Source organism: Rosenbergiella epipactidis (assembly GCF_018494055.1).
GTDB lineage: Bacteria > Pseudomonadota > Gammaproteobacteria > Enterobacterales > Enterobacteriaceae > Rosenbergiella > Rosenbergiella epipactidis.
The window spans coordinates 294,539-317,547 of the sequence record NZ_JABBFQ010000003.1; the positions used below are offsets into that span (position 1 = coordinate 294,539).

Below are 23,009 nucleotides of genomic sequence, written 5' to 3' on the forward strand. Positions count from 1 at the left end.
AATAACAAAATTATAAAGTGAGCATTGTTATGTGGAAATGGTTACATCTCTTGGCTAAACCCGATCGGCTATATCGGCTTTGTGGCCAATGGTTGCCTTGGCTTGCCGTCGCCACGGCATGTACTCTTGCCTTAGGGTGGGGGTGGGGCTTTATCTTCGCACCGCCTGATTATCAGCAAGGTGAGAGCTATCGCATCATGTATATACATGTTCCTGCGGCGATGTGGTCGATGGGTATTTATGCGGCAATGGCGGTGAGCGCCTTTACTGGATTAGTTTGGCAGATGAAAATGTCGGACTTAGTGGCCAGAGCCATGGCACCCATCGGTGCAGCCTTCACCTTAATCGCGCTGGTTACCGGTTCCGCTTGGGGAAAACCGATGTGGGGGACTTGGTGGATATGGGATGCTCGCCTAACATCAGAACTTATTTTGCTGTTCCTCTATATGGGGATTATCGCCCTCTATCATGCTTTTGACGATCGGCGAGCCGCTGGCCGTGCTGCCAGTATCTTGATTTTAGTCGGTGTGGTCAACTTACCTATCATCCACTATTCGGTACAGTGGTGGAACACCTTACACCAAGGCTCTTCTGGTCTATTACAACAAGCTATCGCACCTGAAATGCGTACCCCTTTACGTTGGTCGATCTTAGGTTATTTGCTTTTCTTTATCACCTTAACGTTAAGTCGATTACGTAATCTCTTGCTGCTCACTGAGCAACATCGGCCATGGGCGAGAGAGATTGCCCAACAGGAGAGCAAAAAATGAGTCCTGCATTTCATTCTTGGTCGCAATTTTGGGCGATGGGCGGATATGGCTTTTATGTATGGCTTTCGGTATGCGTAGCCTTATTAGTCATGAGTGTTCTGGTGGGGCACAGTGCTTACCAACGTCGTCACTTATTGACGATGATCGTGACGAAGCAAGATCGTGAGCAGCGGATTCTTGCCGCAAAAAAACGCAAGCAGAACGCGGGAGCTAAACCATGAATCTTCGTCGACGTAAGCGGTTAATGACGGTATTGGCCATCGTGATTGGGCTGGGGATTGCCACGGCGTTAGTGATGTATGCCCTACGGTCGAATATCGATCTCTTTTATACCCCGAGCGAAATTCTTAATGGTAAAGGGGAAGATCATCAAATCCCAGAGCCAGGACAACGTTTACGCGTTGGCGGGATGGTCATGCCCGGTAGCGTTAAGCGCGATCAGACTACCCTTGCGGTAAGTTTTAAATTATATGATGCAAATGGGGTAGTGTCGGTTAGCTATGTCGGGATCTTACCTGACCTGTTTCGAGAAGGGCAGGGGGTTGTCGCACAAGGTGTCTTAGCGCCTAACCATCTGATAAAAGCCGAGCAAGTGTTAGCGAAACATGATGAGAAATATACGCCACCGGAAATTGAGGATGCGATGAAGAAGAATCACCAACAAGCGGGTGTAGCCCAGGCGGGGAATAACCAATGATGCCGGAGATTGGGAGCTTCCTATTATGCTTGGCCACCGGGCTATCGCTGGTGCTGAGTATTTGGCCACTCTGGGGGGCAAAAACCCTTAATTTACGATTGATGGCATTAGCGCGTCCACTCAGTTATGCGCTGTTCCTAGGTATCGCCGCCGCCTTCTTAATCTTGGTGAATGCCTTTGTTGAGAATGATTTTACCGTTGCGTATGTGGTCGAAAATTCGAATACATTACTTCCCGTCTGGTATCGGGTGGCGGCAACCTGGGGGGCTCACGAGGGTTCGTTATTACTGTGGCTGTTGATGCTTAGCGGTTGGACCTTTGCCGTGGCCTGCTTTAGTCGGAAAATGCCGCTAGATTCTGTCGCACGAGTATTGGCAGTGATGGGGATGATTAACCTCGGATTCTTGCTGTTTCTCACCTTGACCTCTAACCCCTTTATCCGCACGTTACCCAACTTCCCGGTTGATGGTAGCGATCTCAATCCGATGCTGCAGGATATTGGGCTGATTTTCCATCCTCCGTTACTGTATATGGGCTATGTCGGGTTCTCAGTGGCCTTTGCCTTCGCCATTGCGTCACTGATGACTGGGCGTCTTGATACCGCATGGGCAAGATGGTCACGGCCTTGGACTACCGCGGCATGGGTATTTTTAACTATCGGTATTGTCTTAGGCTCAGCATGGGCCTACTACGAATTGGGCTGGGGCGGATGGTGGTTCTGGGATCCGGTCGAAAACGCCTCGCTAATGCCTTGGCTGGCCGGTACCGCGTTAATTCACTCCTTAGCGGTCACAGAAAAACGTGGCACCTTTAAATCTTGGACGGTGTTATTAGCGATTACTGCTTTTTCGTTAAGTCTGTTAGGGACCTTCCTGGTTCGTTCTGGTGTGCTAGTGTCGGTGCACTCTTTTGCTTCCGATCCCACACGCGGGATGTTTATTCTGATTTTCCTTGTTATCGTCATTGGAAGCTCATTATTACTCTATGCCTTAAAAGGCGGCAAAGTCCGCAGTCGTGTTGATAATCAACTCTGGTCTCGAGAGTCATTTTTACTCGGCAATAACGTTTTACTGATTGCTGCGATGTTAGTGGTGTTACTCGGTACGCTTCTGCCGTTGGTTCACAAGCAACTCGGGCTGGGTAGCATCTCGATTGGCGAGCCATTCTTTAACACCATGTTTAGCTGGCTGATGGCACCCTTTGCCTTATTCTTGGGAATAGGTCCGCTGGTGCGCTGGCGTCGTGATGAACCGCAAAAGTTAGTCAAGCGTTTAGTCTTGGCTATGCTGGTGACCTTGATAGCCGCGATAATCATTCCTTGGTGGTTACAGGACCGTATTCAAGGGATGACGGTGGTCGGATTAGTGATGTCACTGTGGGTGGTTATCCTGACGGTGATGGAATTACACGAGCGTGCCACTCACCGTCACCGTTTTTGGCAAGGGCTAACAAAGCTCTCTCGCAGCCATTGGGGCATGGTATTAGGGCATCTTGGCGTAGCCGTCACTGTGATAGGGATTGCCTTCAGCACCCAATACAGTGTCGAACGAGATGTTAGGATGAAAGCGGATGACAGTGTCTCGATTCATGATTACCAATTTACCTTCCGCGGCGTAAAACCTCTGCAAGGCGCGAACTACAGCGGCGGCTCCGGGGTTATCGACGTGACGCGTCAGGGTAAGACCGAGGCAGTGTTATATGCTGAAAAACGCTTCTACACAGCAGCGAGAACGATGATGACCGAAGCGGCGATCAGCGGAGGGGTGACTCGAGATCTTTACGCTGCGTTAGGTGAAGAGTTAGAGGATGGCTCTTGGGCCGTCCGTATCTACTATAAGCCTTTCGTCCGCTGGATCTGGTTCGGTGGCGTCTTTATGGCTATAGGGGGGATTTTCTGTATTGCAGACCCACGCTATCGCTCTGCGAAAAAAGCCCAGAAAAAAGGAGAGAAATCATGAGTAAAAAAATCCTTTTTATTCCCTTAGTCCTTTTCCTGTTACTTGCCGCTGCGCTGCTTTGGCAATTAACCCGAAATGCACAGGGTGACGATCCGACGCGGTTGGAGTCTGCTCTGATAGGTAAGCCTGTACCCACTTTTCGACTGGAGTCGCTGTTCGAACCGGGTAAACGCTTCGATCAACAGGTATTAATCGATGGAAAACCGTTACTGCTTAACGTCTGGGCGACGTGGTGTCCGACCTGCCGTGCTGAGCATCAGTACTTGAACCATTTAGCCGAACAAGGCGTGAGAGTGGTCGGACTGAATTATAAAGATGATCGGACTAAAGCCATCAACTGGTTGAATACCCTCGGTAACCCTTACTCATTGAGCTTATACGATGGCGATGGAATGTTGGGGCTGGATCTCGGGGTATATGGTGCCCCCGAGACTTTTTTGATCGATGGCCACGGCATTATTCGTTATCGCCATGCCGGCGATATTAATGAACGCGTCTGGCAGCAGGAAGTGAAGCCATTGTGGGATAAATATTCACAGCAGGGGCAGCACTGATGTTTAGACAATGCTTAATGGCGCTCGCCGGTCTATTACTGACAACCACGGTTTGGGCGGCGATCGATACTTATCACTTTTCATCGGTCGAACAGGAAGAGCAGTATCGAGAGTTGACTCAATCATTACGCTGCCCGAAGTGTCAGAACAACAGTATTGCCGATTCTTCGGCGATGATTGCTGCCGATATGCGTGAAAAAGTCTATCAATTGATGGAGCAGGGGCAATCTCGCCAGCAAATCATCGATTATATGGTCGCCCGATACGGTAATTTCGTCACCTACGAGCCGCCGGTTACCCCTTCAACGCTTATCTTATGGTTGGGGCCTTTGCTGTTTGTGATCGGTGGCGGTGTTGTCATCTTCCTGCGTGCCAAACGCCAACCCCAAGCCGCCAAGCTGTCGGGTGAAGAGCAACAGCGTTTAGAGAGAGTGATTGCCGAAAAGGAGCAACAGTGATGGGAAGTTTATGGTTAGTGCTATTCGGAATATTGGCAGTGGCCTGTATCGTGATCGCTGTTGCCCTTGGCCGGAAACCACGCGACTACGTACAGTTACGCGATGAACTGAATACACTCTTTTACCAACAGCGGTTAAAAGAGATCGAAGAGGATGATGCGCAAGGGATCGTCACCGAAAAGTCAGAGCTGGTGACAGAACTACAGCATTCGTTATTAGCCGATCTCCCTGAGAAAACGACTCATACGGTACGATTAGGTAAGCCTTGGGTAATGCTACCGATTATTCTGGTAGTGATCGGCGTCTCGCTGGCAATGTATTTAAAAACCGGTGGGATAATGCAACAGATGGAGTTGAACCAAGTCGAGCAAGATTACCCGCAGCTTCGCGAAAGGTTAATGAATCCACAGGCTGAGCATCTCACCTTGGGTGAATTACAACAGTTTTCCTTAGGATTGCGTGCTTCATTACAGAAGGACCCTGATAATGTACAAGATTGGGCGATGTTGGGCCGTCTGGGAATGGTATTGAATAACAGCCAGTTAGCCAGTCAAGCGTTCGAAAGAGCCTTACGTTTGGCACCCGATGATGCAGGGTTAAAAAGCGATTATGCTGAAGTATTAGTGCGTTCGCCTGACCCACAAGATAACCGTCAAGCCCAGCTCTTGTTACAAGATATGCTGACAAAACAGCCTCAAGACGCGCGATTACTGACGTTATTGGCGGCAGATTTCTTTGCGCAACAGAAATATTCTGACGCGATCCGCTATTGGCAGCAGTTGCTTCCTCAACTTACGCCGGGCTCTGCTCAGCGGGATGCCGTAGAGAAGGGAATCGAACAGGCTAAAACTAATGCGGGTCAACAAACTAGCCAGCTAACTGTTAATATCGATTTAAGCACTTCTGCTAAAAGAATGTTACCGCAAAATGGTGTATTGTATATTTCTGTAACCGATGGTGTCTCACCTGTTCCTGTCGCGGTTAAACGTATTCCCTCAAGCCATTTTCCTTTGAGTTTGGTTCTGGATGACAGTAACGCAATGGTGCCTGAGCGGCTCCTTTCTGCTCAACATCAGTTACAGGTACGTGCACGAATTTCTCGGGATGGTAGCGCTAAACCACAAAAAGATGATTGGTTTGGCTTGAATTCAGTGACTCACTTTACCGGTAAACAGTCTCTGTCTGTCATCATTGATCAGCAAGAACCTTAAAAATAATAACGGTGCGAAACATGGCAAATAACCTCTCTTACCGGCTTGCAGCATTAAGTCTAGCCACGCTAGTTTTAGCAGGATGTGCGAGTTCAAAACCTGATGAAAATCAGCAGACGTCACAACGTAGTGACCCGCTGCAAGGGTTTAACCGTAAGATGTTTAATTTTAACTATGATGTGCTGGATCCCTATATTGTTCGTCCGGTCGCGGTAGCATGGCGGGATTATGTTCCCGTTCCAGCACGTACCGGAATTAGTAATGTGCTCGGCAACTTAGACGAGCCGTCGTCGATGGTGAACTACCTACTGGAAGGGGACGTCGAACGGGCTGCCATTCACTTTACCCGGTTCTTCCTTAACTCGACCTTGGGTCTAGGGGGATTGATCGATGTGGCGGGTAAAGCCAATCCGCAACTCGCCCGCGAACACTCCCATGGATTTGGTAGTACGCTGGGACATTATGGTGTCGGTTATGGTCCTTATGTGGAGCTACCTGGCTACGGCAGTTTCACTGTCCGTCAAGACGGTGGTGACTATGTCGATAATCTATACGCCCCCCTCAGCTGGTTAACAATTTGGTTATCAGCGGGTAAATGGGTACTCGAAGGCGTCGAAACGCGTGCGCAGTTACTCGATTCTGATGGCATCTTACATCAGCAAAGCGATCCTTATGCCTTTATCCGTAATGCCTACTTCCAGCGTTATGACTTCTTAGCCAATGGCGGCAAACTGAAACCTGAAGATAACCCTAACGCACAAGCCATCCAAGGCGATTTAAAAGATATAGACTCAGAATAATACAGCGGTCACTAGGCTGCATTATTTCAAAAAAACGCCCAATATTGGGTGTTTTTCTTTTTTAAGGGGATTTTTTTTATTCGCGATTACAGCGATTTGCAGGGTATTGGCGCGTACTAGGGTTGACTGTGTTTGAGAGCTAAGGTAAAAAGCAGATTCACGCGCAGACAGTGACAGGCGCTGAATCAATTTCCCTTTCAGTAACGGTGCTTTATGCATGTTTATATAATGCGTCATGGCGACGCAGCGCTCGATGCGGCAAGTGATGCGCAACGTCCGTTGACACATTGCGGTGTTGTCGAATCCCAGCAAATGTCTCGTTGGCTTGCAGTACAACAGCCTGCTTTCGATATGACGTTGGTCAGCCCTTTTTTGCGCGCGCAACAGACATTCAACGCTTTCTCTGAAAACGTCACAACGAGTGGTGAGGTTGAAACCTTAGAGATGCTGACGCCATCCGGTGATGCACAAGCCGTCGGTGACTATCTTCAAGGCTTAGCGAGAGAAGGGGTGGAGAGCGTGATGATCATCTCCCACTTGCCTCTCGTCGGCTACTTAGTCTCGACCCTGTGCCCAGAGCAGTGCCCACCTATGTTTGCCACAGCGGGTATCGCGCATATCGACTATGATGCCAAATCGGCGCGCGGCACCCTATGCTGGCAGGAAAGTCCGTCACGTCTTGCCACAGCAATGTAAGCGTTAATGCTGATCGGAAGATTAAAAGAGGGGCGTTGCTAGCTCGTCAACTTCGATCAGCATCAAAATTGCCGCATTCCCGCCGAACATTTTTGGTGCTTGATGAAACGCCATGACATGTGGATGCTGAGCTAACCACAACGGTGTTTGTTGTTTGAGTATGTGCTTACCATGTCCATGCATGACTGACGCACAAAAAAGACGCTCCCTCCTGCATGCCGCGATCATCGCACCCAACTCTTTTTTTGCTTGTTGCTGAGTCAATCCGTGCAAATCTAAAAAAATCTCAGGGGTATAATCACCTCGACGGAGCTTTTTAACTTCATAGGGGCTGATATCGGATCGGGTATAACGCACTGGGCCATCTTCTGCGAGTAATGGCTGGTATTCATCGGAAAAATAGTGGCTGTTATCGACCTGTTCGCTAATAAGTCTTTTTTGCGGGAGGGCGCGCTCGATTTTCTTCGCTAGCGGATGCAAGACGGTATCTTGTTTGAGACGACGCGTGTCACCCATCAGTGTTCTAAATAGGTCAAGATCGTCTTTATCAAGGGGGGCTTTACGGCTCATCGTCGTTCCAGCTACTGAATTATCATCTTGTCATTTTTAACGGCAATGCATCAAAAATCAAATTTCTCTTATCAATTACCGAGCAGAGGTGAAAATAGCCGTCTATTGAAGCTGAATTTACCATAAGTTCGTGGCAAACTAGGTAAAGTTTTGTTAGTTGCCCTGGAGGGCATGTGGATAAATTTTTTGCCGAAGAGGTGGTAAGCGACCTGCATACCATCCAGGATATGTTACGTTGGACAATTAGTCGTTTTTCCGCCGCCGATATTTGGTATGGTCATGGGACAGATAATCCTTGGGACGAAGCGGTTCAACTCGTTTTACCTACCCTACATCTTCCTCTCGATCTGCCTGAAGAGATGCGCACGGCAAGGTTAACGCGTTCAGAGCGTGAATTGATTGTGGAACGTGTCACCCGTCGTGTATTTGAGCGTATTCCGGTCGCCTACTTGACCAATCAAGCCTGGTTCTGCGGTCACGAGTTCTACGTCGACGAACGCGTATTAGTCCCGCGCTCCCCGATTGGCGAATTAATTAATCATGGGTTCTCTGGGTTAATCAATCGCTCGCCACGCCATATCCTCGACCTCTGCACAGGCAGCGGGTGTATTGCGATTGCTTGCGCTTATGCTTTCCCTGATGCGGAAGTCGATGCGGCCGATATCTCGCCGGATGCCTTAGCCGTCACCGAGCAGAATATTGATGCCCATGGCATGATGCATCAGGTTACCCCACTGTGTTCAGACCTGTTCGATAATATCCCACCGATTAAATACGATCTTATCGTCACAAATCCCCCTTATGTTGATGCAGAGGATATGGACGACTTACCTGATGAGTATCGTCATGAACCGGAATTAGGCTTGGCTGCGGGTCACGATGGCTTGATCCTCGTGAACCGCATGTTGGCACAAGCGACCAAATTCCTGAGTGAAGAGGGCGTGATGATTTGCGAAGTGGGTAACAGCATGGTGCATATGATTGAGCAGTACCCAGAAGTGCCCTTTACTTGGCTGGAATTTGAGCAAGGGGGCGATGGCGTCTTTATGTTGGATTATCAACAGCTTCTGGACTGTAAGCCTATTTTTGAAAAGTATTCGACGAAATAAGTCGATTTTTCAGCATAGATTAACGATAAGGATAAAACATGGCGGGAAATACAATTGGTCAACTTTTCCGTGTCACCACCTTTGGTGAATCACACGGTATCGCACTCGGGTGTATTGTCGATGGTGTGCCGCCGGGCATTCCGTTAACAGAAGCTGATTTACAGCATGATTTAGACCGTCGTCGTCCGGGTACCTCACGTTACACCACACAGCGTCGCGAGCCTGATCAAGTCAAAATTTTGTCGGGTGTGTTTGAGGGGAAAACGACCGGAACTTCGATTGGTTTATTGATTGAAAACACCGATCAACGCTCACAAGATTACGGTGAAATTAAAGAGTTATACCGCCCTGGCCATGCTGATTTTACCTACGATCAAAAATACGGTTTTCGCGACTATCGCGGGGGTGGCCGCTCCTCGGCGCGCGAAACCGCGATGCGCGTCGCTGCCGGTGCTATCGCTAAGAAATACCTGCAACTACAGCATAATGTCGTCGTTCGCGGCTATTTGGCGCAGATGGGTGACGTCTGTTGCGAATTGAAAGATTGGGCACAGGTTGAACAAAACCCGTTCTTTTCACCGGACAGTGATCAACTTGAGGCACTAGACGCGCTACTGCGTGGCTTAAAAAAAGAGGGTGATTCGATCGGCGCGAAAGTCAGCGTGGTCGCTGAAAATGTCCCCGTAGGATTGGGCGAACCGGTATTTGACCGTCTCGATGCCGATCTTGCACATGCCTTAATGAGTATCAATGCCGTAAAAGGTGTCGAGATTGGTGACGGTTTTGAGGTGGTTGAGCAACGCGGTAGTCAACACCGTGATGAGATCCGTCAAGACGGCTTTCAAAGCAATCACGCTGGCGGCATTTTAGGCGGTATCAGTAGTGGACAAACAATTACCGCTTCTATCGCGCTGAAGCCTACGTCGAGCATTACCGTGCCGGGGAAAACCATTACTCGCCAAGGTGAAGAAGTGGACATGATCACGCGCGGTCGTCACGATCCTTGTGTCGGCATCCGCGCCGTACCCATTGCCGAGGCAATGACCGCTATTGTGTTAATGGACCATTTGCTAAGACATCGTGCGCAATGCGCTGATGTCTCACACTCTCAGAAATAAGGCGACGACTATGATGAAACACTGGATGGCCGGCGGAGCTCTATTTATTGCTTCAGCGTGTGCAGCCGTTGCACAGACGCCATGGCAAAAAATTCAGCAACCGATCGCGGGGCCTGTACAACCGATTGGTAGTTATGCAAACGGCTGTATCATCGGGGCGCAAGCACTACCGCTCGAGGCGCAGCATTATCAGGTGATGCGCCAAGATCAACACCGCTATTTCGGTCATCCTTTGTTGATTCAATTTATCCAACGTTTTAGCCAAGATATCGCGCAGCAGACATCCGGTACGGTGTTAATTGGCGATATGGGGATGCCAGCGGGAGGGCGCTTTAGCAGTGGTCATGCTAGTCATCAGATTGGCTTAGATGTCGACATCTGGTTACAGCTTCCTCGCCAGCGTTGGACACCTCAGCAGTTGCTGCATCCACAGCCGCTTGATTTGGTCACCGCCGACGATAAGTCGGTTGTAAGTCGTCTTTGGAGCCGAGATATCGATACGATGGTGCGCCAAGCCGCTGAAGACCCGCAGGTTGCGCGTATCTTTGTTAACCCGGCGATTAAACAGCAATTATGTTTGGATGCGGGGAGTGACCGCCAATGGTTACAAAAAGTTCGCCCTTGGTTCGCGCACCGCGCCCACATGCATGTGAGATTACATTGCCCAGCCAATGATACACAATGCGTCGAACAGGCGCCGCCGCCAGCAGGTGATGGATGTGGCGCAGAGTTACAAAGCTGGTTCGAACCACCAAAACCTGGTGTACATCCGGTGAAACCTAAGCCACCGGTCCTGCCCGCCAATTGCCAAGCATTGTTGGATAAACACTTACTGTAAGGAATCGGCATGGATTGGTTTGTTGTAACGCCTGGACTGGTCGTTGTACTGTTTTTTGTGGCGGTACTTGCCGCCTTTATCGACTCGATTGCTGGTGGTGGAGGGTTATTGACGGTACCGGCCTTATTAGCCGCTGGCTTATCCCCGGCCCAAGTATTGGCCACCAATAAATTACAATCCGTAGGCGGTTCCTTTTCTGCGAGCCTCTATTTTATCCGGCGCAAGGCTGTTGACCTGCGTCAACAGTGGTTAAATATATTATTAACCTTTGTTGGGGCAGTTGTCGGAACCCTTACCATCCAGCATCTCAAGGCGGATATTTTACGTCAGGTACTGCCATTGCTGCTGATCGGTATCGGGTTGTGGTTTCTCTTCATGCCAAAATTAGGCGAGGTGGATAAGGTTGCCCGTCTCGAAGGACTGGCCTACGCCTGTGTAGGCGGGGGCTGTGTCGGCTTTTATGATGGTTTTTTTGGACCGGGGGCCGGCTCTTTTTACGCATTAGGCTTTGTCACCTTGGCGGGCTTTAATCTTGCCAAAGCGACAGCGCATGCCAAGGTACTTAATTTTACATCCAATTTTGCCAGCTTACTGTTTTTTATGATGGGTGGAAAAGTGGTTTGGGGCCTAGGTGCCATCATGCTTATCGGTGCAGTCTGCGGTGCTAGACTAGGGGCTCGCTTGGTGTTAAGCCGTGGGCAAAAGTTGATACGACCAATGGTCGTGGTGGTGTCGATGGTGATGAGTGCCAAACTGTTGTGGGACAGCCATGGGGCGGCGCTGATGCATAGCATCGGTTTATAATTATACGAAGAATACTTTATGACTCAGCAACACGATTATCAGGACATGATCAGGATATTTGATCACTGTTTCTTTGATGATTTCAGTACAAGACTGGTAAAGGGTGAGGATGAACCTATCTATTTACCCGCCGATGAGACGTGTGACTATCATCGAATTGTTTTTGCTCATGGTTATTACGCCAGCACACTTCATGAGATCTCACATTGGTGTATCGCCGGAGCAGAACGCCGATTACAGGTCGATTTTGGCTATTGGTATTGCCCTGACGGGCGGGATGAAACGACCCAAGCGCAATTTGAACAGGTTGAGATTAAACCTCAAGCGTTAGAATGGATCTTTTCGGTTGCTGCCGGATTTACGTTTAATATTAGCTGCGACAATCTTGAAGGCACCTGTGAGCCGGATCGTGTTGCTTTTCAGCGTAAAGTGCATGCACAAGTGATGCACTATCTCGAACAAGGGTTACCTGAGCGTCCTGCTCGATTGGTTGCCGCTCTGCAGGATTTTTACCATACTGAACCATTACATAGCGAACAGTTCCCATGGCCTGAGACGTTATAAATTACGCCAACATTTTTAGGAAAAGTCATGATTACAGATCTCGAAGAGCATATCCTCGATAGTATCGACAAGACGGTAGAACACGGTTCTGACGATGAGCTGTTTGCTGGAGGATACCTGCGAGGGCATTTGACCTTAGCGGTGGCGGAGCTGGAAGATCAGCCGTCCGCCGCCCCCGAAGCCTTGAAAGCTCAAGTTGAACAGAGTCTTGCTCAAGCGATCAAAGCGGGCGAGCTCTCGCCTCCCGACCAAAAACTGGTCACGCAATTGTGGGAAGATCTCTACCACCGCGCGGTAGCAGAGTTATCGTCCACTAACTAATTGGTCTGCCTTTAATGCGTTTGCGTATCCAGAATCGACCGGGATGCAACGCATTTAAGGTGGATAAATCAAGTGGCAGCGCTTCGCCTGCGAGTTGCGAGGCGAGTATTTCCGCCGCTAATGGCGCACTGCACAGGCCCCGCGATCCCAACCCCCCCAGTATTGAGAGACCTGAATGGTAACTCTCCACTATCTGTTCTTTTGGCCTAGCAGGCTGCTCTACGAATTGTTGATAATCGCTTAATACGCCGACCATCGGAAGATGATCGCGTATCGCACAGCGCACGGCGACGCGAGCATGATCACCCATTACCAGCGATGATGCCCAAGTGCTCTGGGGCAGGCACTGTGTTAAGCGTTGTTTATTGGTCCGTTGTTCATCGGCAGAATAATCACAATCTATCTCCCCTCGGCGATAGCTGGCGCCAATACAATGACTTTGGTAAGTCGCGCTTAAAGGGGTTAAGTACCCCTCGTAGCAAAGTACCGTAGCAAGCTGGCTTAAGGGCTGTTGCTTATCGACATGACTCACTTGCCCGGCAACCGGATATACAGGTAAGGCTTCAGTCTGCGTGAAGCGGTTTAACTGATGGCCATTGGCCAAGACCACTTGCGAATGCTGGGCATGGCCACCTTGGGCAAAATCGAGTTGCCAGTCGCCGTTAGGCTGCTGGTGGAGGTTTTCGACGCCGCATCCCCAATGACACACCACGCCTTGCGTGCTTAGCCAATCAAAAATTTTCGCAGTCAATTCGGCGGGTGATAGCCACCCCCCCTCTGGATAGAAAATACCACTATGTTCGATGGCTAATCCGGCGAGGTCACTCGCCTCGTTAGCACTGACGAATGTTGCTAACGAGGCCGGTAATGAGAGCGCCGCGAGTTGGTCAATTTTTTTTCGACTCTTGTCATCCCACCCTAGTTGTAATACGCCACACCATTGATGTTCGAAAGAAAAGGGTAGGGCTTGATAGAATCGTTTGGCAAACGTAAATGCCGCGCTAAAGAAGGTCGCAAGGTGCGGATCTTGTGCGTGCAACAGCGGATACACTGCACCTTGCCGGTTTCCCGAGGCATTTTCAGCGGGTTTGGCATCGGCACAATAATGCGTCACCTGCCAACCGCGTCGTACCAACGCGAGGCAAAGACAGGCGCTGGCAATTCCGCCGCCTACAATAGCGATCTCTTTTTTATTTGCGGCGGGGCGAGGATACCAAGGGGTAGGATGTTGGTAATCAGGCGGAGTCGCTAATTGTCCAATTAGCATTTCGCGTTTATGGGCAAAGCCTTTATGGCGCGTCACGCTAAAGCCCGCTTGCTCCAGCCCGCGCCGTACAAAGCCTGCTGCGGTGAAGGTTGCAAAGGTGCCTGTTTTCTTTACTGTGGTCGCTAATGTCGCGAACAGTTGATGGGTCCACATATCAGGATTTTTGGACGGTGCGAAGCCATCTAAAAACCATGCATCAACCTTTTGAACTAAATTGGCTTTTAGATCCTCTAACATGTCGTTGATATCGCCGAACCACAGGTCGAGAGTAATCTGTCCTTGCGCCAAAATGAGGCGATGGCAGCCGGGCAGGGCGTCGGGCCATTGTTGACGGAGTGCCTGTGAGAAGGTTGCCAACTCAGGCCAATGCGCATGAGCGAGTTCTAGGTCTGCCAGTGTTAATGGGTACTTTTCGCAACTAATAAAGTGTAATCGCGGTAATTTTAAGGTGCTATTCTGACGACCTAACTGCTGATAGCTTTGCCATAATGTCAAAAAATTCAAGCCTGTTCCAAAACCGGTCTCTGCAAGGGTAAAGGTATCCAGTTGCGAATCGAGTAGGCGAGTGGAGAGATGATTACCCTCTAAAAAGACGTAACGTGTTTCTTCTAACCCGTTGTCGTTAGAAAAATAGACGTCATCGAAAAATTGCGAAACAGGTGTACCTTGTTCGTTCCAAACGAGGTCTGCATGGTTAATAGTGGCTGATTTCACGGCGAGGGCTCTTTGCGGAAGACTTGTGAATAGTCTAGCGATATCACAATTTATAGGCAAATTTACAAAGAGTTTGAGTATAGGGGGTTGTTCGGCGTACAACTGTACGCTAAAGTGCACCCCATAAGATGATAGTTGTTATGAGGAATGTGAATGAAACGTGCAGTGATCACTGGCTTGGGGATTGTTTCCAGCATTGGTAATAATCAGCAGGAAGTGTTGGCTTCTCTTCGTGAGGGGCGTTCAGGAATCACTTTTTCCGATGAAATGAAAGATGCAGGCATGCGCAGCCACGTCTGGGGTAACGTTAAAATGGATACCACAGGCTTAATTGATCGCAAAGTTGTGCGTTTTATGAGCGATGCATCAATCTATGCTTATCTGTCTATGGCAGAAGCGGTAAAAGATTCGAAGCTGACCGAAGAGCAATATCAAAATAATCCACGTGTGGGATTAATTGCGGGTTCAGGCGGCGGTTCTCCGCGCTTCCAAGTTTTTGGTGCTGACGCCATGCGTAGCCCACGTGGTTTGAAAGCGGTTGGCCCTTATGTCGTGACTAAAGCGATGGCTTCAGGTGTTTCTGCCTGCTTAGCGACGCCGTTTAAAATTCACGGTGTGAACTATTCCATTAGTTCTGCGTGCGCGACCTCTGCACACTGTATTGGTAATGCAGTGGAACAAATCCAACTGGGTAAACAAGATATTGTTTTCGCTGGTGGTGGTGAAGAGCTGTGCTGGGAACTGGCTTGCGAGTTCGATGCAATGGGTGCGTTATCAACTAAATATAACGACACACCAGAGAAAGCTTCCCGTACTTACGATTCAGAGCGCGATGGCTTTGTTATTGCAGGCGGCGGCGGTATGGTCGTGGTCGAAGAGCTTGAACATGCGTTAGCACGCGGTGCGCATATCTATGCGGAAATCGTTGGCTACGGCGCAACCTCTGATGGTGCCGACATGGTTGCCCCTTCAGGTGAAGGTGCAGCACGTTGTATGAAGATGGCGATGGAAGGTCTGGACACGCCGATCGATTACCTGAATACTCACGGCACCTCGACTCCAGTCGGTGATGTGAAAGAATTAGGCGCTATCCGTGAAGTCTTTGGTGACAATACACCAGCCCTTTCTGCAACGAAAGCGATGACAGGTCACTCCTTGGGGGCTGCAGGCGTTCAAGAAGCGATCTATACCCTACTGATGTTGGAGCACGGTTTTATTGCACCAAGCATTAACATCGAACAAGCAGATGCAGCAGCAGAAGGGATGAACATTATCACTCAACCGACCGAGCGCGCACTGACGACCGTTATGTCAAACAGCTTTGGCTTCGGCGGGACCAACGCGACATTGACGATGCGTAAATTTACGTCATAATCAATTTATCGTTGAAAAAACGGCAGCTTAGGCTGCCGTTTTTATTGGCTTAAATAAAATTCCCCCGTAGTTAAAAAGGAGTCATAGTGATGACAGAGGACAAGAGCCGTCCTGAAGAGCGTTCTGTAAAACCGGTAGCGGTAACCTCTTTTGCTGTATTTCTAACCTATCTCACTGCGGGTATCGCATTACCGGTTATCCCTTTATTCGTTCATGATGGTCTTGGAATGAATAATGTGATGGTTGGTATCGCGGTAGGTATTCAATTCTTCGCGACATTGGCTAATCGAGGGTTTGCCGGGAAAAAAGCTGATCAGCAAGGGGCTAAGCAGACTACCCGACTCGGCATGGGGTTGATTGCCTTGGTGGGCGTGGCGTATTTGCTGTCCGTTTTTGCTAGCCACTCTGTGTGGCTGCAATTTAGTCTACTGCTGTTAGGACGTATTTTACTGGGCTTAGGCGAAAGCTTTTTACTGACAGGGAACCTGACTTGGGGACTTGGCCTTATTGGGCAGCCACGCTCGGGGATTGTCATGTCTTGGAACGGTATGGCTATCTACGGCTCGCTCGCAGCAGGTGCGCCAATTGGGCTCTATCTCTATCATCATTTCGATTTTCTTGGGGTGAGTCTCGCGTGTATAGCCTGTCCAATTGTCGCGCTATTGTGTAATGCCAAAATCCCTGCGGTGCCGGTAAGTGGCGGCGATCGTCCGGGCTTTACCACAGTGTTGAAACAGATTTTGACGCCCGGTGCCGTATTAGCGCTTCAGGGAGTGGGATTTGCAGTGATTGGTGCATTTATCTCCCTCTATTTCGCTGCGGAACATTGGGGAAATGCGGGCTATACCTTAACTATTTTTGGGCTGGCTTACGTTTTAATCCGTGTCTTCTTTGGCGGAATTCCGGATAAAATGGGCGGTATCAAAGTCACCATTATCTCGCTAGGGGTAGAAATGGCTGGCTTATTACTGCTCTGCTTTAGCCAGCAGGCATGGCATGCTTTAGTGGGGGCAGCGTTAACGGGAGCCGGGTGCTCATTAGTCTTCCCAGCTATGGGTGTCGAAATCATGAAGCGGGTAGACGCACAGGTGCGCGGCACCGCGCTAGGGTGTTTCTCTGCCTTTCAAGATGTTGCCTATGGGGCCACGGGGCCTTTGGCAGGGTTTTTAGCAAATAGCGCAGGCTACGGCGCTGTCTACCTAGCCGGCGCTTGTTGCGCGTTGATTGGGGTAATCGTCAGTCTAACGATGTTGCGCTCTGCAACACCTCGTTCAACAGCGTAACCGCTTGAAAAAAGTTTAATCGTATAACCACCGTCCGGCTTTCGCTGATTCGATCAGCATGCGCAGAGTGAAGTCAGGCACTGGTATCGGAGCTCTTTTTTTGAAAGGGTTCAACAAGAAAGGTTCATAAGGATAATAAGTTTGAAGTTTAAAATTACCCCGTGTGACATCAAACTTATCAAAAAAGTTATTCATCAGATCTTCGACTTCAAGCTCGTCAATACTGAGATCTGTATCTAAATCAGTGTCAGGTGTTAGCTCAACTTTCTTTAAGTTGAATAGATAAGTGCCAGCATAAGGGCGCACAAGTTCATAGATTCTTTGCTCAATACTTTCTTCTACCATACTTTATCGCTGCCTCTCGCTATGGTGTTATAGTCTCGAAGGGTTCTGTAGGTAATTTGAGTGACATCAGAGGCAAGGATCATTACTCCGAGCAATGGAATAGAACGGCCAACGAAGGACGCAATGTTGTGAACCATAACGCGACGAACCGTCCAAGGTGTGTAACCACCAAGCCAGGTAGGTAATGATAATCCAAAGGGAAATTTTGTTTTACCGAATATAGCCCTCGCACTTTTGGATGCATAAGAGGTCCCTTTAGTCGTGTTGGCTAATTTTCCTCTTGTACTCAAGTTATTTCTCCCTGAAACAATAGCGATAATTGCACTAAAATCTGCCACACCAATACCGAATTGGACTGCTGTATTTTCACAAAAGATCATGAATAAAAGTTCAGCAGCGGTAAGATTTTGTCTTCCCGCATAGAAATAAGTACCATTTAATTCCTCTACCGTATCCATTGATTCCTTTCCTATTTTTATTCCAAGCACACACTATGATAAGTGCACATTATAAAAATCATCCCCTGAGTGAATGGATAATATTCACGGAGTGGATTGCGACAATCTTCTAGATCTTTTTTAACTATTTCACTCTATATTTATCCGGTACACGCAATGGTGCTGCAAGGTGGAATAGAGACAACGTCCTGTGCGAGCGAGTAAGGGGGATTTTATCACTACATAATCTTCTGCTAAAAACCGATAGGTGAGTTTAGTTCACAAGCTAGAGGCTTTTATTATTTTATATTTTATCAACCGCTAAAAAGAATTTTTAAACCGTTATTAGTCTGTATAGCTAGAAAGTCGATTATTAAGTCATTTACTCCCCGAGTGAAGTTATTACCAGATAGTTTGTTTCAACAACCTCCAACCATATCCTCTGAATTGTTTCTCTGGCAAGATGAAAATTTTATCCAAAGTATAATTTTCTTGAATAATCCCTACTTGCCCTAAAGTTATTACCTCAGGATCTCTATATTAGTTTCTCTTTTTTAGACTACAGCATGTGTATTCAACCTTTAGCTTAATAGGAATAAAGCATCATACGATTTTTTTCGTCTCGTCGTTGACGTTGTGGGAAGAGATAAATATTTCTGAGCCTTAATTTGGTAATTTATTGAGATCCATAAAATGACTATGAAGGAGATAACGCTTGGCCAGTCGTCTGATCTTATTGGGTCAGTCTAACGATGTTGCGCTCTGCAACACCTCGTTCAACAGCGTAACCGCTTGACGTATCGCTTGCGGAGTCAGCGCCGCGAAGCCGAGTATCCAGCCATTAATCACTGGAGTGATCAAACACAGTGGGGCAAGTTCAGCGAGCACATGCCCTTTATGGCTGGCAGCAGCCGTGATCGCAGAGGTACTTCTTCTAAGATATTCGATAGCCAGTTGTAGCCCGCCTTCGGATGGCAGCAAACGAACGGTATCTGCTGGGCACTCTTTCAGTAACTCAATCAGCAGAGCGCGTCTTGCGGCATAGAGTTTTTTCATCAAACGAAGGTGACTCGCAAAATAACCTTCTGAAATAAACGCAGCGACTACGGCTTGTGATAATACCGCGGTGTGACTGTCGAGACGTTGCCGTGCGCTCGCTAACTGGGGGACAAGGGCGGGGGGCACGACCATATAGGCAAGTCGGATACTGGGAAAGAGTGTCTTGGAAAATGTTCCAAGATAGATGACCTTTTGGCCACGGTCGAGTCGTTGCAGGGAGGCCGGAGGGTCATTGCGGTAATGGTATTCACCGTCATAGTCATCCTCAATAATCCAGCTTTGATGGCGAGTAGCCCAATCTAGCCATTGCTGACGTCTAGATTCGCTCATTGTCATCCCTAAAGGGTAATGATGTCCCGGTGTAAGATAAGCCAACTTGGCGTGATGGGTCGGAGGGATCGCACCGTCTTGATCCATAGGCTGCGGGGCAAGAACCGCCCCCGCTTGCCGAAAAGCATTGACCGCTCCTGGGTAGCATAACGCCTCGGTCACAACGGTCTCTCCCTCATCCAGCAGTATATGAGCCAGCCATTGCAGGCCTTGTTGTGAACTGTTGATCACAATAATTTGCGAAGGCGAGCAATTAACTTGGCGGGATAACGCTAAATAATGGCTAATGGCTTTGCGGCACTCTGCCAGTCCCTGCGGGTCACCGTAAAGCAGTTGCTCTGGTGCTAATGATTCCATTACTCGACGAGTCACCTCGGCCCACTGATGTAACGGAAAAGCGTTCACATCGGGTACGCCGGCACTGAATGGCTGTATCGTCCGCGGGTCCAGACACTGAGACTGAGCTAAGAGCTGTTGTCCCCGATTTGATAATGTCGGGGGTAATCCTTGGTAAGTCGGTGACGATAGCGCTAAACCACGTTGTGTCACGAAACTCCCTTGACCGAGATGTCGCGTCAGATAACCTTGTGTGGTTAATCGTTGATATGCCGCTTCCACCGTCGTTCGCGAGCAGCCCAGATCGGTGGCTAATTGACGGCTAGAAGGCAAACGTTCCCCAGGCCCCAATTGCCCCTTTTGAATAGCCGCTCTCAGGACTCGGCATAGCTGTGTGACGCGATTCCCACGTTCGGCTAAGGTCAGGGATAACCAAATTGAAGAGCGCTTTGTCATAGTGGTCTGATACTTTATCGGAAATGGGTCTGATTAGAGCCTTAATAGTGCGATATTCTGTGTAGACCACTCAAGGAGAATGACGATGACAGACTCAATTTTTCATTACGCTGACCCTGCCGACAGTGCAGCCTACTTAACCGCCAAATTGGCGTATTATATTGATGCTTGGGACTTAGCAGAAAGCTGCCAGCGTGATAGCGCAGAATACATAATACTCGATGTCCGTTCTGCCGACCATTACCGCCTCGGCCATATTCCCGGCGCGATAAACTTTCCCCATCGCGAGATGAATGCTCTGACATTGGCGTCGTTATCTAAACAGGCTCATTATGTCACCTATTGCGATGGAATAGGATGTAATGGCTCAACCAAAGGGGCGTATAACCTCGCGCAAGCCGGATTTAAGGTAAAAGAATTGATTGGCGGCTTAGATTTTTGGCGTCGGGATAACCATCCAATTATCGAAGGCAGCGAGCCAAGCACTTGGCCCACTGATGCAGCGTCGATACAGTGTGGATGCTAATTAGAGCCAGACAATAAAGAGAAACAGTAGCACTATCCCAATAATCGTTAGGGTAACCCGGGGAGAGAATGGCCAAAAACTTGTCTGCCCAGTAACAGGCGGCGCGGGATGATAAATCGGAATAGGCCCCGCGGTGAGTGCACCTTGTGGCGGCCGCCAACCGAAGCCAGCACGGTGGCTAAATAGCACATTGAGAAGATCTTGTGCTTGCACACGTGATAAGCAGGCGTCCGCAGCTAAGTGGTAATGCTGTTGGCAGTATACTGCTGCCTGCTCAAGTTCTAGGCTGCTTGCAGGGTGTTTTAAGCCTTGCAATAGCTGTGGCAGTAAAAGACTACCCTGTCCCACCAACTGCTGGCGAGCCTGTAAATATTGAATTAACAGAGGGTAGTGCTTGGCGGGAATCGGGTCGCCGTCTTTTAAGCCGACCAAGCTATGTAACGTTTCCCAGACACTGATGGGTGACTCGCCGTTGGCGACGGATAATTTGACCACTTGCTGGCTAAGTGTCGAATGCTCGGCTGGCAGGAGGCTCCGCGCGGTGGCGGTGGTTTGTACCGGTTGCGGGATCGACATCTGCCCTTGCTGAAGACGGGTTAATACTTGCTGCAGTTGTGCCTGAGTCAGGGCACTTAGCACGGTTTGCCCAAATTGCTGGCGAATGTATTCGCTGACGGCTTGCCGATTATTTCCTTGAGGAAGTAAATCGGTAAGCTGCTGTAATTGGCGGCGTGCTAGATGATTATTCTGTTCTTGCTTAAGGACGCCTTGTAACCACTTTTCTGCTTCTGGAAAGTGAGACGACAGCAGTTCGGCGTCGCCACTGACGTTAACGTGGTGGCGGATTCCGGCCCAAAGCGCCGGCGGTTTAAGGCTACTGATTGCCAAAATTTTAACGATGATGCGTTCCAGCGCAGTACGTTGCGCGGAGGAAAGTACTTCACTGTGCAACGGCTTAGCTTTTAGGCTATTCGGGGAGGTTAAGTCGTGACGGTGTGGACCGTCGGAATATCCGCGAGGGCCGCTGAGTGGCTGCATGGCAACATCCTTACAAAAACTAAGAACCGGATGACCGGAGAATAGCCGGCTATCATAACAATCCCCCAATAAAATCCCAAGCAACAATCTGCCTTTTACCGCATTATTTGTCCTGTTGATGAGAATCGATCTCAGGTGTTTTCAGCCTAAGAATATGACAGAATATCTTAACGCTTTCTTTTTACCTTCTAGGCCAAATCATGAAAATCGTTGTCGATGAAAATATGCCCTATGCGCAAGAGTTATTCAGTCGTAAAGGAGAGGTCGTACGCGTCCCAGGCCGGCCCCTGCCGGTAAGCGAATTACAGGATGCCCAAGCACTGATGGTGCGTTCGGTCACACCGGTTAATACGCAGCTGGTGACCGACACGCCGCTAGCTTTTGTGGGATCGGCGACGGCAGGCACTGACCATGTCGAGTTGGCGGACCTCGAGGCGGCAGGTGTGGCATTTTCCGCAGCACCCGGTTGTAACGCTATTGCGGTGGTAGAATATGTCTTTTCCGCGTTGCTGCTATTGGCTGAACGCGACGGTTATGCGTTATGTGATAAGACGATTGGTATCGTCGGTGTCGGCAATGTCGGCAGTCGCCTGCAAGCTCGCTGTGAAGCCTTGGGAATGAAGGTGCTATTATGCGACCCGCCACGAGCCGATCGTGGTGATCAAGAAACGTTCCTTTCATTAGAAGATGTCGCGGCACAAGCCGATATCTTGACCTTCCATACACCACTCATTAAACAGGGTGCCTACCGAACCTGGCACTGTGTCGATCGCCATCTGCTCGAAGCATTACGCCCTGGCTGTGTACTGATCAACGCTTGCCGAGGCGCGGTGGTAGATAACCAAGCCCTTAAGCAGGTGCTGACTGAGCGCAACGATCTGAGTGTGGTATTGGATGTGTGGGAGCCAGAACCCGATCTCGACCGGCAACTGCTGGCTCAAGTCGATATCGCGACGGCCCATATCGCCGGCTACACCTTAGAAGGTAAAGTGCGGGGAACCACGCAACTTTATGAAGCGTGGACCGCGTTTATCGGCCAGCCAGAACACATTACCCTGAGTGAATTATTGCCTCAGCCGGATATTAGCGCGATTCAGGTCACAGGCGAGTTTTCGCAGTCACTTCTAAAACGTTTAGCCCATCTCGTGTATGATGTGCGCCGCGATGATGCATTGCTTAGGCAGCATATCGCTGATGAAGGGGGATTTGACCGGCTAAGAAAGCAATATCAAGAGCGCCGCGAATGGTCTTCATTAACCGTTAGCTGTTCGACTGCCTCGACGGCTGAACGACTTCGTCAACTCGGATTCAATACCTTGTACTGCGCTTAGGCTCAGTTGTTGTTGGGGTGGGTGTGACTCATCCCGTTAATTTAG

25 protein-coding genes are annotated in these 23,009 nt (G+C 49.2%); 19 read left to right on the forward strand and 6 right to left on the reverse strand.

The window, feature by feature from the left end; translation table 11 throughout:
* Positions 1-29 precede the first annotated feature (29 nt).
* From HGT71_RS06945 to sixA, 9 genes are all read left to right on the forward strand, one after another.
* Positions 30-770 carry a heme ABC transporter permease gene (locus HGT71_RS06945; protein ID WP_214217138.1) on the forward strand — a complete coding sequence of 247 codons (741 nt, stop codon included), beginning with the start codon at positions 30-32 and terminating at the stop codon, positions 768-770.
* Positions 767-991, forward strand: coding sequence for a heme exporter protein CcmD (ccmD, locus tag HGT71_RS06950; RefSeq protein WP_214217139.1), 225 nt, complete (start codon positions 767-769; stop codon positions 989-991). The genes HGT71_RS06945 and ccmD overlap by 4 nt, the downstream gene beginning before the upstream one ends.
* Positions 988-1,467 (forward strand): cytochrome c maturation protein CcmE, encoded by a 480-nt coding sequence (gene ccmE, locus HGT71_RS06955; protein WP_214217140.1) that lies wholly within the window; start codon positions 988-990, stop codon positions 1,465-1,467. The genes ccmD and ccmE overlap by 4 nt, the downstream gene beginning before the upstream one ends.
* Positions 1,464-3,425: a heme lyase CcmF/NrfE family subunit gene (locus tag HGT71_RS06960; protein WP_214217141.1), complete on the forward strand. Its 1,962-nt coding sequence runs from the start codon at positions 1,464-1,466 to the stop codon at positions 3,423-3,425. Before ccmE ends, HGT71_RS06960 begins: the two co-directional genes overlap by 4 nt.
* Positions 3,422-3,979, forward strand: a complete 558-nt coding sequence (locus HGT71_RS06965; protein ID WP_214217142.1) for a DsbE family thiol:disulfide interchange protein — start codon at positions 3,422-3,424, stop codon at positions 3,977-3,979. The genes HGT71_RS06960 and HGT71_RS06965 overlap by 4 nt, the downstream gene beginning before the upstream one ends.
* Complete coding sequence (locus HGT71_RS06970; RefSeq protein WP_244986427.1) at positions 3,979-4,437, forward strand: cytochrome c-type biogenesis protein; 459 nt, start codon at positions 3,979-3,981, stop codon at positions 4,435-4,437. Before HGT71_RS06965 ends, HGT71_RS06970 begins: the two co-directional genes overlap by 1 nt.
* Positions 4,437-5,648, forward strand: coding sequence for a c-type cytochrome biogenesis protein CcmI (gene ccmI / locus HGT71_RS06975; protein WP_214217332.1), 1,212 nt, complete (start codon positions 4,437-4,439; stop codon positions 5,646-5,648). Before HGT71_RS06970 ends, ccmI begins: the two co-directional genes overlap by 1 nt.
* 20 nt (positions 5,649-5,668) lie before the next feature.
* The gene (gene mlaA, locus HGT71_RS06980) at positions 5,669-6,448 is read left to right on the forward strand and encodes a phospholipid-binding lipoprotein MlaA (RefSeq protein ID WP_099824184.1); all 780 of its coding nucleotides are present in this window, start codon (positions 5,669-5,671) and stop codon (positions 6,446-6,448) included.
* A gap of 213 nt (positions 6,449-6,661) precedes the next feature.
* On the forward strand, positions 6,662-7,144 hold the full coding sequence (gene sixA, locus HGT71_RS06985) for a phosphohistidine phosphatase SixA (protein WP_214217143.1): 483 nt from the start codon (positions 6,662-6,664) through the stop codon (positions 7,142-7,144).
* A gap of 21 nt (positions 7,145-7,165) precedes the next feature.
* On the opposite strand, the gene smrB is transcribed toward sixA, so the two are convergent.
* The gene (smrB, locus tag HGT71_RS06990) at positions 7,166-7,714 is read right to left on the reverse strand and encodes an endonuclease SmrB (RefSeq protein WP_214217144.1); all 549 of its coding nucleotides are present in this window, start codon (positions 7,712-7,714) and stop codon (positions 7,166-7,168) included.
* Positions 7,715-7,887: 173 nt separating this feature from the next.
* On the opposite strand from smrB, the gene prmB reads away from it, so the two are divergent.
* From prmB to HGT71_RS07020, 6 genes are read left to right on the forward strand one after another with little or no spacing between them, the layout of a single operon-like run.
* Entirely contained in the window at positions 7,888-8,823 is a 936-nt protein-coding gene (gene prmB / locus HGT71_RS06995) for a 50S ribosomal protein L3 N(5)-glutamine methyltransferase (protein ID WP_214217145.1), read from the forward strand.
* A gap of 38 nt (positions 8,824-8,861) precedes the next feature.
* On the forward strand, positions 8,862-9,941 hold the full coding sequence (aroC, locus tag HGT71_RS07000) for a chorismate synthase (protein ID WP_048912355.1): 1,080 nt from the start codon (positions 8,862-8,864) through the stop codon (positions 9,939-9,941).
* 13 nt (positions 9,942-9,954) lie between these two features.
* Positions 9,955-10,779: a penicillin-insensitive murein endopeptidase gene (gene mepA, locus HGT71_RS07005; protein WP_422047213.1), complete on the forward strand. Its 825-nt coding sequence runs from the start codon at positions 9,955-9,957 to the stop codon at positions 10,777-10,779.
* A gap of 9 nt (positions 10,780-10,788) precedes the next feature.
* Positions 10,789-11,583 carry a TSUP family transporter gene (locus tag HGT71_RS07010; protein WP_214217147.1) on the forward strand — a complete coding sequence of 265 codons (795 nt, stop codon included), beginning with the start codon at positions 10,789-10,791 and terminating at the stop codon, positions 11,581-11,583.
* A gap of 18 nt (positions 11,584-11,601) precedes the next feature.
* Complete coding sequence (locus HGT71_RS07015; RefSeq protein WP_048912352.1) at positions 11,602-12,147, forward strand: elongation factor P hydroxylase; 546 nt, start codon at positions 11,602-11,604, stop codon at positions 12,145-12,147.
* Between the two features lie 27 nt (positions 12,148-12,174).
* Complete coding sequence (locus HGT71_RS07020; protein ID WP_214217148.1) at positions 12,175-12,468, forward strand: YfcL family protein; 294 nt, start codon at positions 12,175-12,177, stop codon at positions 12,466-12,468.
* Here HGT71_RS07020 and mnmC read toward each other — a convergent pair.
* A complete protein-coding gene (gene mnmC / locus HGT71_RS07025) occupies positions 12,461-14,449 on the reverse strand; it encodes a bifunctional tRNA (5-methylaminomethyl-2-thiouridine)(34)-methyltransferase MnmC2/FAD-dependent 5-carboxymethylaminomethyl-2-thiouridine(34) oxidoreductase MnmC1 (RefSeq protein WP_214217149.1) in 1,989 nt (662 codons plus the stop codon). The two genes, HGT71_RS07020 and mnmC, sit on opposite strands and share 8 nt — an antisense overlap.
* Positions 14,450-14,602: 153 nt before the next feature.
* Between mnmC and fabB the strand changes: the two genes are divergently transcribed.
* Both fabB and HGT71_RS07035 read left to right on the forward strand, forming a co-directional pair.
* Positions 14,603-15,823 (forward strand): beta-ketoacyl-ACP synthase I, encoded by a 1,221-nt coding sequence (fabB, locus tag HGT71_RS07030; RefSeq protein WP_048912349.1) that lies wholly within the window; start codon positions 14,603-14,605, stop codon positions 15,821-15,823.
* Between the two features lie 89 nt (positions 15,824-15,912).
* Entirely contained in the window at positions 15,913-17,106 is a 1,194-nt protein-coding gene (locus HGT71_RS07035; RefSeq protein ID WP_214217150.1) for an arabinose transporter, read from the forward strand.
* Between the two features lie 15 nt (positions 17,107-17,121).
* On the opposite strand, the gene HGT71_RS07040 is transcribed toward HGT71_RS07035, so the two are convergent.
* The 3 genes from HGT71_RS07040 to pdxR form a co-directional block, all read right to left on the reverse strand.
* Complete coding sequence (locus tag HGT71_RS07040) at positions 17,122-17,451, reverse strand: DUF1493 family protein (protein ID WP_214217151.1); 330 nt, start codon at positions 17,449-17,451, stop codon at positions 17,122-17,124.
* Positions 17,445-17,909, reverse strand: a complete 465-nt coding sequence (locus HGT71_RS07045) for an STM2901 family protein (RefSeq protein ID WP_214217152.1) — start codon at positions 17,907-17,909, stop codon at positions 17,445-17,447. Before HGT71_RS07045 ends, HGT71_RS07040 begins: the two co-directional genes overlap by 7 nt.
* A 720-nt stretch (positions 17,910-18,629) precedes the next feature.
* Complete coding sequence (pdxR, locus tag HGT71_RS07050; RefSeq protein WP_214217153.1) at positions 18,630-20,069, reverse strand: MocR-like pyridoxine biosynthesis transcription factor PdxR; 1,440 nt, start codon at positions 20,067-20,069, stop codon at positions 18,630-18,632.
* A gap of 85 nt (positions 20,070-20,154) precedes the next feature.
* Between pdxR and HGT71_RS07055 the strand changes: the two genes are divergently transcribed.
* Positions 20,155-20,595, forward strand: coding sequence for a rhodanese-like domain-containing protein (locus HGT71_RS07055; RefSeq protein WP_425328667.1), 441 nt, complete (start codon positions 20,155-20,157; stop codon positions 20,593-20,595).
* Here HGT71_RS07055 and HGT71_RS07060 read toward each other — a convergent pair whose 3' ends face one another.
* A complete protein-coding gene (locus tag HGT71_RS07060) occupies positions 20,596-21,633 on the reverse strand; it encodes a flagella biosynthesis regulator Flk (RefSeq protein ID WP_214217155.1) in 1,038 nt (345 codons plus the stop codon). It abuts the gene before it with no gap.
* Positions 21,634-21,833: 200 nt separating this feature from the next.
* Here HGT71_RS07060 and pdxB point away from each other — a divergent pair, with 200 nt between their 5' ends.
* Entirely contained in the window at positions 21,834-22,964 is a 1,131-nt protein-coding gene (gene pdxB / locus HGT71_RS07065; RefSeq protein WP_214217156.1) for a 4-phosphoerythronate dehydrogenase PdxB, read from the forward strand.
* Positions 22,965-23,009: the final 45 nt, after the last annotated feature.

Excerpts from the sequence above, each read along its gene's own strand:
- ccmI (WP_214217332.1), top strand. The coding sequence starts at position 4,437 with ATGGGAAGTTTATGGTTAGTGCTATTCGGAATATTGGCAGTGGCCTGT.
- HGT71_RS07060 (WP_214217155.1), bottom strand. The coding sequence starts at position 21,633 with ATGCAGCCACTCAGCGGCCCTCGCGGATATTCCGACGGTCCACACCGT.
- HGT71_RS07055 (WP_425328667.1), top strand. The coding sequence starts at position 20,155 with ATGACAGACTCAATTTTTCATTACGCTGACCCTGCCGACAGTGCAGCC.
- sixA (WP_214217143.1), top strand. The coding sequence starts at position 6,662 with ATGCATGTTTATATAATGCGTCATGGCGACGCAGCGCTCGATGCGGCA.
- aroC (WP_048912355.1), top strand. The coding sequence starts at position 8,862 with ATGGCGGGAAATACAATTGGTCAACTTTTCCGTGTCACCACCTTTGGT.
- HGT71_RS07040 (WP_214217151.1), bottom strand. The coding sequence starts at position 17,451 with ATGGTAGAAGAAAGTATTGAGCAAAGAATCTATGAACTTGTGCGCCCT.
- HGT71_RS06960 (WP_214217141.1), top strand. The coding sequence starts at position 1,464 with ATGATGCCGGAGATTGGGAGCTTCCTATTATGCTTGGCCACCGGGCTA.
- HGT71_RS07020 (WP_214217148.1), top strand. The coding sequence starts at position 12,175 with ATGATTACAGATCTCGAAGAGCATATCCTCGATAGTATCGACAAGACG.
- HGT71_RS07010 (WP_214217147.1), top strand. The coding sequence starts at position 10,789 with ATGGATTGGTTTGTTGTAACGCCTGGACTGGTCGTTGTACTGTTTTTT.
- HGT71_RS07035 (WP_214217150.1), top strand. The coding sequence starts at position 15,913 with ATGACAGAGGACAAGAGCCGTCCTGAAGAGCGTTCTGTAAAACCGGTA.
- ccmE (WP_214217140.1), top strand. The coding sequence starts at position 988 with ATGAATCTTCGTCGACGTAAGCGGTTAATGACGGTATTGGCCATCGTG.
- pdxB (WP_214217156.1), top strand. The coding sequence starts at position 21,834 with ATGAAAATCGTTGTCGATGAAAATATGCCCTATGCGCAAGAGTTATTC.
- HGT71_RS07015 (WP_048912352.1), top strand. The coding sequence starts at position 11,602 with ATGACTCAGCAACACGATTATCAGGACATGATCAGGATATTTGATCAC.
- HGT71_RS07045 (WP_214217152.1), bottom strand. The coding sequence starts at position 17,909 with ATGGATACGGTAGAGGAATTAAATGGTACTTATTTCTATGCGGGAAGA.
- smrB (WP_214217144.1), bottom strand. The coding sequence starts at position 7,714 with ATGAGCCGTAAAGCCCCCCTTGATAAAGACGATCTTGACCTATTTAGA.
- HGT71_RS06945 (WP_214217138.1), top strand. The coding sequence starts at position 30 with ATGTGGAAATGGTTACATCTCTTGGCTAAACCCGATCGGCTATATCGG.
- ccmD (WP_214217139.1), top strand. The coding sequence starts at position 767 with ATGAGTCCTGCATTTCATTCTTGGTCGCAATTTTGGGCGATGGGCGGA.
- fabB (WP_048912349.1), top strand. The coding sequence starts at position 14,603 with ATGAAACGTGCAGTGATCACTGGCTTGGGGATTGTTTCCAGCATTGGT.
- mlaA (WP_099824184.1), top strand. The coding sequence starts at position 5,669 with ATGGCAAATAACCTCTCTTACCGGCTTGCAGCATTAAGTCTAGCCACG.
- mepA (WP_422047213.1), top strand. The coding sequence starts at position 9,955 with ATGAAACACTGGATGGCCGGCGGAGCTCTATTTATTGCTTCAGCGTGT.
- HGT71_RS06965 (WP_214217142.1), top strand. The coding sequence starts at position 3,422 with ATGAGTAAAAAAATCCTTTTTATTCCCTTAGTCCTTTTCCTGTTACTT.
- HGT71_RS06970 (WP_244986427.1), top strand. The coding sequence starts at position 3,979 with ATGTTTAGACAATGCTTAATGGCGCTCGCCGGTCTATTACTGACAACC.
- pdxR (WP_214217153.1), bottom strand. The coding sequence starts at position 20,069 with ATGACAAAGCGCTCTTCAATTTGGTTATCCCTGACCTTAGCCGAACGT.